Here is a 9,777-nt window from a genome sequence, read left to right on the forward strand (position 1 = left end):
GGGAGGACCGGGCGCCGGGAGAAGACCGTCCGACCGCCGAAGCCGCCCGGTCCTCCCCGTCCTCCCCAGGCGCCCAACCGGTACGGGCTCTATGGCGGGCGGTCGCTGGGGTCGGGGCACCTGGGCGTGGGCATGGAGCTGGGCTACCCGTTCGTGTCCGCGCGGGGCCTGTACGGCGTCCTGCCGGCGCTGGACCTGGGGCTGGGCGTGGACAGCGTCTACGGCCTGATGACGGAGATCCGCGCGGGCGCGCGCTTCACCCTGCTGGACGGTGCGAACGGCAGCCTGGCGCTCGTGGTGGATGGAGGCCGTGCGTTCTTCCTGCGTCCCCCGGACACGGAGCAGAAGGGCGCGCGCTACCTGAGCGGCCGGCGCGACTGGAACGTGGCCCCGGGCGTCGTGGCCTCCTTCCAGGGTGACGGGCCGCGCTCGGTGCGTCCGTACATGGACCTGCGGTGCCTGCTGGCCTTCGACCTGGACCCCATCCAGTCCTCGCCCCTGAGCGGCCTGCCGCCCGCGTGGAAGGTGGACGCGTCCATCCTCCTGCGCCTGGGCGCGGAGTTTCCGGTCGGCGAAAAGACGTCCTACGCTGTCTCCGTCGGCGGCGACTTCCGCAGTCGCTCCACGGATGCGGAGTTCATGCCCACGTTGTCCATTGGCGTGGTGTCCGCGTTGTTCTGAAGCCCCCTCCTTATCGACTTGAGGTCATCCATGCGCGGCAGTGTCATCGGTGCAGGCTCGTTCGGTACGGCGCTCGCGAACGTGCTGGCGGTGAATTGCGAGGAGGTCCGCCTGTGGGGCCGCGAGCCCGGCGCGGTGGAAGCCATCAACACCCGCCACGAGAACGCCACCTACCTCAAGGGCATCCCCCTCTCCGAGCGCGTGCGCGCCACCACCGACCTGGAGGAAGCGCTGGCCGGGTCGGAGATGGTGGTGCTCGCCACGCCCAGCCACGCCACGCGCGAGGTGCTCGCGCGCGCGAAGGCGTTCCTGCCCAAGGGGGTGCCCCTGGTGACGGTGTCCAAGGGCATCGAGAACGAAACGCTCCTCACCATGACGGAACTCTTGGAGGACTGTCTGCCGGAGGAGTTCCACCCGTACGTCGCGGTGCTCTCCGGCCCCAGCTTCGCCAAGGAGCTGGCGCGGCGCATGCCCACGGTGGTGACCATCGCGTCGCACTGGGACAAGGTGGCCCAGCGCTGTCAGAAGGCGCTGCAGACGGACACCTTCCGCTCGTACACGTCCACGGACGTCGTGGGCGTGCAGTACGGCGGCGCGCTCAAGAACGTCATCGCCATCGCCGCGGGCATGGCGGATGGCCTGGGCATGGGCCACAACGCCCGGGCGGCCATCATCACGCGCGGCCTCGCGGAGATCACCCGCCTCGCCGTGAGGAAGGGCGCCAACCCGCTGACGCTCTCCGGCCTGTCCGGCATGGGCGACCTGGTGCTCACGTGCACGGGCGAGCTCAGCCGCAACCGCCACGTCGGCATGGAGCTGGGCAAGGGCCGCAAGCTGCCGGACATCCTCGCGGAGATGAAGGAGGTCGCCGAGGGCGTGAAGACGGCCAAGAGCGCGCGCGACCTGTCGCTCAAGACGGGCGTGGAGCTGCCCATCTGCCAGCAGGTCTACGAGATTGCCTACGAGGGCAAGAACGCGAAGATGGCGGTGGTGGACCTGATGACGCGCCAGCCGAAGTCGGAGCTGTCCGGCGTGTAGCGGCCGGCCGCGCTCCGGAGTCCGCTCCGCGAGCGCGCGGTCAGTACTTGCGGGGCTTGGCCTCGGGGCCGGCTCCGCGCACGCGCCACACGGTGAGCCGCTCCGAGTTGGTGTGGCTCATCACCAGACCTTCCGTCTGCATCTCCTCCAGCAGGCGGTTGGTCTTGAGCCGGTCCAGCCCGATGGTCTTGCCCAACTGGTCGCCGGGCATGCCGCTGATCTGCCGGCGCAGCTCGTTGATGATGGACTGCTTGAACTGGTTCTTCTGCAGGCCGTCCATGTCCTGCGTGCGCCACGCGGAGAGGATGCCCCAGGCGATGAGCGCCAGCGTCACCACGGCGATGGCCGGGTAGACGATGTGGCTGTTCTTCTCGAGCACGTCGATGTAGCCGGTCGAGATGGACGAGACGGGCTTGTCGTAGGCCGGCTCGGCGTCTTGTCCGGGCAGGCCTTCGATTTGGGCCGTCAACAGGGGGATGAGCAGTTTCAGCATGGGAGCCAAGGCCCCTCGACTCTAGAGGGGAGGCCCCCATGCCGGCAATCCGCCATCCACCGCGGGCGCCTAGACGACGCCGATGGACTCGGACGCTCCCTCGGCGAACAGGGTGGTGTCCGCCTTGGCCAGCAGCGTCGCCAGGCCCTCGCGCTTCGCGGCGCTGATGGCCACGCCGCCCCGGGAGCGCAGCAACTGCTCCACCTCGTCCGCGGGCAGGAGGTCCGCCTTGTTCCACACCATCAGGCGCGGCTTCTCCATCAGCCCCAGCGAGTTGAGGATGGTCTCCACCGCCTCCACCTGGTCGTCGCGGGCAGGGTCGCCCGCGTCCACCACGTGCAGGAGGAGGCTTGCGTCGTACAGCTCCTCCAGCGTGGCGCGGAAGGCAGCCACCAGGTCCTTGGGCAGGTCCCGGATGAAGCCCACCGTGTCGGTGATGATGACCTCCCGCTCTTGGGGGAAGCGCAGCCGGCGGCTCGTGGGATCCAACGTGGCGAACAGCTTGTCCTCCGCCAGCACCTCCGCGTTGGTGATGGCGTTGAGCAGCGTGGACTTGCCCGCGTTGGTGTAGCCCACGATGGAGATGACCGGCACCTCGCGCCGGTTGCGTTGGGCCCGCCGGACGCTGCGCTCGCGGCTGATGAGGTCGATGCGCTTCTCCAGATTGGTGATGCGCTCGCGCACGCGGCGACGGTCGATCTCCAGCTTCGTCTCGCCGGGGCCGCGTCCGCCCACGCCACCGCCCATGAGCCGGCTGAGCGAGTCGTCGCCCTGCACCAGCCGGGGCAGCCGGTACTTCTGCTGCGCCAGCTCCACCTGGAGCTTGCCCTCCGCCGTCTGCGCGCGCTGGGCGAAGATGTCCAGGATGAGCTGCGTGCGGTCCAACACCTTGAGGCTGGTCGCGTCACCGATGTGGCGCCCCTGCGACGGGGTGAGGTCCTTGTCGAAGATGAGCAGGTCCACCATGGACTGCATGGAGCGCAGGTTCAGGTCGTCCAGCTTGCCCCGGCCGATGAGGTAGCGCGGATCCGCTTCCCGCCGCACCTGGAGCACGCTGTCCATCACCTCCACGCCGGCGGTGCGCGCCAGCTCCTTCAGCTCCGCCAGCGACGACTCCGCCCGCGCGCGGTTGCCGTCCAGGCACACCGCCACCAGGATGGCGCGCTCGCGTCCGGACACCGTGCGCGAGGCCGCCTTGCGGTTGAACTCCTCCTCCAGCGCGTCCAGCGTCGCCAGGACGTCCGGCTGTTCGACGTGCACGGAGGGCAGCTTGGACACCTGCCAGAACTCGCCCGTGCCGTTCTCCGGCACCAGGTAGGCGTAGTGCAGCACCCCGGGCAGGCCCTCCTGGCCCACGCCCACGGCCGCCACGCAGTCCAGGCGCAGCAGCGCAAGGTCCGTGAGGTCGTCCTTCGTCAGGGGTTCGCTCTTCAGGTGCGTGTGGACCAGCCGCAGGCCACGCAGGCGGATCTGCCCGGCGCGAGCGCGGCCGATGTCCGGGAGCTCCAGCTTGTGCGCGTTGCCCACCACCACGTGCTCGATGTCGCCCTTGCGGTTGATGAGGACGCCCACCTGCCGGTTGAGCTCATGCGACAGCTCGGTGAGGTGGCGGGCGAGCTCCGCGGACACGATTTCGCGCGGATCCACCCGGCGGCGGAAGGTGTTGCGCAGCCGCTGCTGCTCGCTCGACTTGAGACCCAGGGTGTTGCCGAAGATTTCCTTCAAACCGTTTCTCCTGGCACGGCCACTGAAAGGCCCGCGCCACGTTCAAGGCATTGGATGGACAGCGGGCCTTCGGGTTTCATGACAAAGCCACCACCGTTCAGATGCGTACGGACCCTCAAGAACAATCGGGGCGCGCGCGTCCTTTCCATTTCCAGCCTACGCTCCGCCCTGTGACTGATTCCGCACGCAACGCCCTGCGCGGGGCCCGCCGCGTGGTGGTGAAGATTGGGACCAACGCGCTGACGAGCGCCACCGGCCGCTTCAACCGCGCCCACTTCGAGGCGCTGGGCCAGGACCTGCTGTGGGCCGCCCAGGGGCGGGAATTGGTGGTGGTGTCCAGCGGCGCCATCGCGCTGGGCATGGAGCGGCTGGGGCTGCCCGCGCGGCCCCGGGACATCCCGGGCAAGCAGGCGTGCGCGGCGGTGGGGCAGAGCCGCCTGATGCAGGCGTACGAGGAGGCCTTCGGCCACGCGGACCGCACAGTGGCGCAGGTGCTGCTCACCCACGAGGACGTGCAGGAGCGCCGGCGCTACCTCAACGTGAAGCACACCCTGGACCGCCTGCTGGCCGCGGGCGTGGTGCCGGTCATCAACGAGAACGACACCGTGTCGGTGGACGAGCTCAAGTTCGGTGACAACGACACGCTGGCGAGCTTGGTCGCTGGCGTGGTGGAGGCCGACGCGCTGGTGCTCCTGTCCGACGTGGAGGGCCTGTACACCGCCGACCCCCGCCGCGACGCGGACGCGCGCCTGATGCCCTCCGTGCCGGGCGTCACCCCGGAGGTGCTGGCCCTCGCCGGAGACGCGACGAGCGCCGTGGGCACCGGCGGCATGGCGTCCAAGGTCCGCGCCGCCGCGCGCGCCGCGGAGCTGGGCATCCCCTGCGTCATCACCTCCGGCGCGGTGCCCGGCCGCCTGCGCACCGTGCTGCTTGGCGAAGAGGTGGGCACGCTCTTCGAGCCGGCGGGCAGCCGCCGCAGCGCTCGCACGGCGTGGATCGCCCATGCGCTCCGGCCCCGGGGCCGGCTGGTGGTGGACGCGGGCGCGCGGGAGGCCATCGTCACCGGCAAGCGCAGCCTGCTGCCCAGTGGCGTGAAGGCCGTGGAGGGGGAGTTCAGCCGGGGGGACCCGGTGGATCTGGCGGACGCGACCGGGGCGGTGTTCGCCCGGGGCCTCTCCACCTACGACGCCAGCGAGCTGCGGCGCATCACCGGACGGCGCAGCACGGACATCGAAGCGGTGCTGGGCTACCGCTACCTGGACGAGGCCGTGCACCGCGACGACCTGGCGGTGCTGTAGCGCTGGGCGGGGCGGCCGCAGACGGGGGCCGCCTAGATGGAGCTGGAGACGGACTGCACCGTGCCGGGCGTCCCTTCCGTGAGCCGCATCAGCGCGCGGAACTCCGGCGAGTCCACCTTCATCAGGAGCAGGGACACTTCCAGCTCCCCCGGCACCCGGCCGAGCTGCAGCTTGCGCTCCTGGCCGTGCAGCAGGGCGAGCTGCGAGTGGCCTTCGCCCTCTGGGAGCGACAGGTCCAGCTCCAACTGGAACGAATCCCCTTCACCCCGGGGCGTGAGCACCAGCCGGTAGTCCGGGGAGAGCGCGCCCGGGCGGCGGCGCTCGGCCCTGAGCGTCCGGCCCGCCTGACCCAGCAGCTTGGGCTGGGCGATGAGCCGGCCGTCGCGCCGGACCTCCAGCGCGAAGTAGAGCGGTTCGGAGCGCGCCTGCGCCGGGGTGGCGACGAAGAAGGTCAGCAGCACCAGCGCCAGCCCGGGCAGCCATCTCTTCAGCAGGGAGGTGCGGTCCATGGTCGAGCCCTCTTCGAAAGCATCCGTCCGCCGAGTCGGCCCCACGGCGGGCAACGGACCCGGGTGGATCCGCTGTCGCTTCACACCCGATTCGACAATTCCCAAGGAATAACCCAGACGCGCCCCGAGTGCGAGCCCCACGCCCCCGGTTGTCTGCTGCCTTGCGGACGAATCAGGGGGTACATGGCGATACCTGCTTGCCTGTTCAGGTGGGGGCGGCTATCCCTCCTGGACGGGCGCGGCCGCCTCCGCTGTTCTTGTCGCTGTCCCTTCCCCCCAGCCGTCGCACTCAACCCCCCGGAAGTCCCCGGTCTGCTTGATCTCCCGGGTCCTGTCCGCCATCGTCCCCGATCTTCTGAATGGACCGCACGGAACGCATCCTTGATCTCGTGGCACTGCTGCTCGACGCGCGGGAACCCATCTCGTGGGCCGAGCTGCGCGAGCACTTCCCCGCCGACTACGGCGGTTCGGACGACGCCGCGGAGCGCAAGTTCGAGCGCGACAAGGCGGAGCTCGTCGAACTCGGCTTCCCCCTGAGCTACGTGCAGGGCGACGACGAGCGGCGCGACGGCTACCTCGTCGACCGCAACGTCTACTACCTGCCGGAGGCGGACCTCACGAAGGAGGAGCTGGCCGTGCTCTACGCCGCCGGCTCCGCCGCGCTGGCGTCCGGGGCCTTCCCGGGCCGCGACGACCTGGCGCACGCCCTGCGCAAGATTGGCTTCTTCGCCGGGGAATCCCTGCCCACCCCGCGCGTGCGCATGGAGCTGGGCACCGGCCAGGAGGGACAGGAGAAGGAGGTCTCCGCCCGGCTGGAGACGCTCTGGGAGGCGTGCTCCGCGCACAAGTGGGTGCAGCTGACCTACGGCAGCCCCAAGCAGGCGGGGCTGACGGAGCGGCGCGTGGACCCGTATGGGCTCGCGCTGCGGCGCGGCGTGTGGACGCTGGTGGGCTACTGCCACCTGCGCCAGGGCCTGCGCACCTTCCACGTGCACCGCATCCGCGAGCTGAAGGCGAACACCGCCCGGCCGCGCACGCCGGACTTCGAGGTGCCCGCCGACTTCTCGCTCGACGCGCACGTGGCGTACTTCCCCTGGCAGTACCGCTTCCATGAGCCCATGGAGGTGACGCTCCTCTTGAAGGGGCCGCTGTCCTCGCGCGGGGGCTCGCTGTTCCCCGGCGCGGCGCTGGAGCCGGTGGAGGAGGGCGTGACGCGGGCCCGCTTCCCGGTGACGTTCGTGGACGGTCTGGCGCGGTTCGTCCTGTCGCTCGGCGCGGACTGCCGCGTGGAGGGACCTCCGGAGGCGCGTGAGCCGCTGGAGCGGATGGCGGCGCGCATCCTGGAGAAGCACGCGATGGTGGATGGCCAGCAGGTGAGCGCATGAGCAACGTCCACGAGCGGCTGCGCCGACTGCTGTTCCTCGTCCCCTACGTCTCCAAGCACCCGGGCGTCACGGTGGAGGCCCTGGCCAAGGCCCTCAACATCAGCCGGGAGGACCTGCTGGAGGAGCTGGACCTGCTCACATGCGTGGGCCGGCCGCCCTTCAACCCGGACGACTACATCGACATCTACGTGGACAACGACCGCGTCTACGTGGACCTGGATCAGCGCCTGTTCGCGCCGCCCCGGCTGACGGCGGGCGAGGCCGCGGCCCTGGCCGCCGCGGCGGAGCTGCTGCGCCCGGCCACCGGGGACGCGCTCCAGAGCGCCCTCACCAAGCTGGAGAACATCATCCCGCCCGCCGCGCGCGAGCGCTTCCGGGACATGTACCGGAAGATCGACGCCACGGGCGAGGCGCCCCTGGCGCTGGGGCCGCTCACCCGGGCCATCCTGGAGCGGCTGGAAGTGACGTTCGGCTACGCCACCCCGGGCCGTCCGGCGGAGTCGCGCCGGGTGCGCCCCTACGAGCTGCTCAGCAACCGGGGTCAGTGGTACCTCCAGGGCTTCTGCCACACCCGCCAGGACGCGCGCCTGTTCCGGCTGGACCGGATGGAGGACCTGGCCGTCACCACCACCGCCTTCCTGCCCCCGCCGGACGCCCGCGCGGACGTGCCCAACCCGGCGCGCGGCGCCAGCGAGGCCTCCGTCCGGGTGCGCTTCTCACCCATCGCCGCGCCCTACGTGAAGGAGCGCTTCGGGCAGGACGCCCGCCCGCTCGCTGACGGAGGGGTGGAGGTGCGCGTGGCTGGAGACAGTGAGCGCTGGCTCACGCAGTGGGTGCTATCCTTCGGAGGCGAGGCGGAGGTGCTGGAGCCGGCGAGCGCTCGCGCAGCCGTTGCCCGAGCCGTGCATGCCTCGATAGGCTCCTAGGACGACATGGCTTTCCAACTGACGATCTCCGAGGGAAAAGACGCTGGCAAGGAGTTCGTCTTCGACCAGGACTCCGTGCTCATCGGTCGCACCTCCGAGTGTGACGTGGTGCTGTACGACCCGGGTGTGTCCCGCCGCCACTGCCGCATCTTGAAGATGGGCGAGGGCTACGGGGTGGAGGACCAGAAGAGCGCCAACGGCACGCTCATCAACGGCGCGGCGGTGCAGAAGCAGGCGCTCACCGACGGGGATGCCATCACGTTGGGGCCGGTGACGTTCCTGTTCGCGCTCGCCCAGGACGACGCGACCACCGGCGAGGAAGACGCGCCCCAGGAAGACGGCGCCAACAGCACCCGCATCGTGTCCATGGACTCGCTGCGCAAGCAGCGCAACAAGAAGGCCGCCGCGTCGCTGCGCCCGGAGGGCGCCGACGAGGAGGAGCTCCAGGAGATCCGCGCGGAGTCCACCCGCATGAACATGCGCGCGATCCGCCGGCCCACCACCAACCCCCAGCGTGCCGCCGTGCCCCCGCCGGACGACGACGCGCCCCAGGCCCTGGCGCCGCGTCCGTCCGGGACGTCCGCTCCGGCGCGCCGCACGGGCTCGCAGTCGTCCCGCTCCGTGGCCCGCGTCTCCTCTCCCCGGGCCGGTACTGGCGGGGGCGGAGGCCTGTCCGCCGCCGACCGCGCCCGCATCCGCCGTGAGACGCCGGGCCTGGCGGCCAACCTGCGCCTGTTCTGGGCGGAGGCCAGCCCCAAGGTCCGCGCGGGCGTGATGACCGGCGGCGGCGTGGTGGTGCTGGCCCTCTTCGGCCTGCTGTACTGGCTGGTGCTGGGCGGCGACGAGAAGGTGGCGCGCGGCGAGGAGCCGGTGCGCCTGACCAACCAGCCCATCAATGATTCGTTCGGCCTGGGCGACGGCGTCACCTGGAACCGGCCGGACATGAAGGTCTTCGAGTGGGAGTTCGTCGCCGCCACGCGCGCGGTGGTCATCCTCCACTATCAGGCCCAGGGCATCTCCAAGGACGAGGTCGTGGTGAGCGTCAACGGCGTGGACGTGGGCAAGGTGCCCCCGGACACGCTGGCCAGCCAGGAGCGCTCGCTGGAGCTGATGATCCCGCCCCAGCAGCTGCGCAAGGGCGAGCCCAACCGCATCATCTTCGACAACACCCGCAACCCGCCCGGCGAGGACCCGTGGCGCGTGTGGAACGTCTGGGTGGAGCGCGCCCTCTTGCCCGAGCAGCTTTCGACGGTGCAGCTGGTCCAGATGGCCGGCGAGTCCTACAAGAAGGGCCGCAAGAACTTCGAGACGCCGGACATCGGCGCGCGCAACCGCTACGAGGCGTGGAAGTCCTTCCGCGAGGCGTGGCTGATGCTGGAGGCCCACCCGGACCCCAAGCCGGAGCTGTACTACGAGGCCCAGGAAGGCATGAAGAACGCCCAGCAGGAGCTGGACCGGACCTGCTCCAAGCTGCTGCTGGAGGTGGAGGGCTACTACAACCAGAGCCGCTTCAAGCAGGCCGCCTCCACGCTGGACCACATGCGCGAGTACTTCCCCGAGTACGACCAGCCGTGCGCCACGCGCGCGGAGAACAAGCGCGCCGAGTACGGCCTGTAGCTGGCAGGTCCGGTAGCCGACGGTGCAACCCCGCCTGGGAGGCGGGCTTGGGCCGTCCGGGTTGCCGACCCCCCCTTCCGTTCCCACCCTGACAAGGGTGATGCG

General features: G+C 70.6%; 9 protein-coding genes. 6 read left to right on the top strand and 3 right to left on the bottom strand.

All coding sequences use genetic code 11. The features are described from left to right. Positions 1 to 681 (top strand): hypothetical protein (locus D7X74_RS34545; protein WP_120537255.1); only part of this gene is annotated, 681 nt, incomplete at its 5' end. Between the two features lie 30 nt (positions 682 to 711). Further along, on the top strand, positions 712 to 1,719 hold the full coding sequence (locus tag D7X74_RS34550) for an NAD(P)H-dependent glycerol-3-phosphate dehydrogenase (protein WP_120537256.1): 1,008 nt from the start codon (positions 712 to 714) through the stop codon (positions 1,717 to 1,719). Between the two features lie 40 nt (positions 1,720 to 1,759). Here D7X74_RS34550 and D7X74_RS34555 read toward each other — a convergent pair whose 3' ends face one another. After that, positions 1,760 to 2,212, bottom strand: a complete 453-nt coding sequence (locus D7X74_RS34555; protein ID WP_233602387.1) for a hypothetical protein — start codon at positions 2,210 to 2,212, stop codon at positions 1,760 to 1,762. 69 nt (positions 2,213 to 2,281) lie between these two features. Further along, positions 2,282 to 3,937 (bottom strand): GTPase HflX, encoded by a 1,656-nt coding sequence (gene hflX, locus D7X74_RS34560; protein WP_120537257.1) that lies wholly within the window; start codon positions 3,935 to 3,937, stop codon positions 2,282 to 2,284. Positions 3,938 to 4,107: 170 nt separating this feature from the next. Between hflX and proB the strand changes: the two genes are divergently transcribed. Continuing rightward, the gene (gene proB, locus D7X74_RS34565; RefSeq protein ID WP_120537258.1) at positions 4,108 to 5,235 is read left to right on the top strand and encodes a glutamate 5-kinase; all 1,128 of its coding nucleotides are present in this window, start codon (positions 4,108 to 4,110) and stop codon (positions 5,233 to 5,235) included. A gap of 32 nt (positions 5,236 to 5,267) precedes the next feature. On the opposite strand, the gene D7X74_RS34570 is transcribed toward proB, so the two are convergent. Beyond that, on the bottom strand, positions 5,268 to 5,744 hold the full coding sequence (locus tag D7X74_RS34570) for a hypothetical protein (protein WP_120537259.1): 477 nt from the start codon (positions 5,742 to 5,744) through the stop codon (positions 5,268 to 5,270). Between the two features lie 359 nt (positions 5,745 to 6,103). Between D7X74_RS34570 and D7X74_RS34575 the strand changes: the two genes are divergently transcribed. Genes D7X74_RS34575 through D7X74_RS34585 form a run of 3 tightly spaced genes read left to right on the top strand, consistent with a single transcriptional unit; the run spans position 6,104 to position 9,672 of the window. Continuing rightward, the gene (locus tag D7X74_RS34575) at positions 6,104 to 7,129 is read left to right on the top strand and encodes a YafY family protein (protein ID WP_120537260.1); all 1,026 of its coding nucleotides are present in this window, start codon (positions 6,104 to 6,106) and stop codon (positions 7,127 to 7,129) included. Next, complete coding sequence (locus tag D7X74_RS34580; protein ID WP_120537261.1) at positions 7,126 to 8,055, top strand: YafY family protein; 930 nt, start codon at positions 7,126 to 7,128, stop codon at positions 8,053 to 8,055. The genes D7X74_RS34575 and D7X74_RS34580 overlap by 4 nt, the downstream gene beginning before the upstream one ends. Before the next feature lie 6 nt (positions 8,056 to 8,061). Next, on the top strand, positions 8,062 to 9,672 hold the full coding sequence (locus D7X74_RS34585; RefSeq protein WP_120537262.1) for an FHA domain-containing protein: 1,611 nt from the start codon (positions 8,062 to 8,064) through the stop codon (positions 9,670 to 9,672). The last annotated feature ends 105 nt before the right edge of the window (positions 9,673 to 9,777 follow it).

It is taken from the genome of Corallococcus sp. CA047B (assembly GCF_003612065.1).
GTDB lineage: Bacteria > Myxococcota > Myxococcia > Myxococcales > Myxococcaceae > Corallococcus > Corallococcus praedator.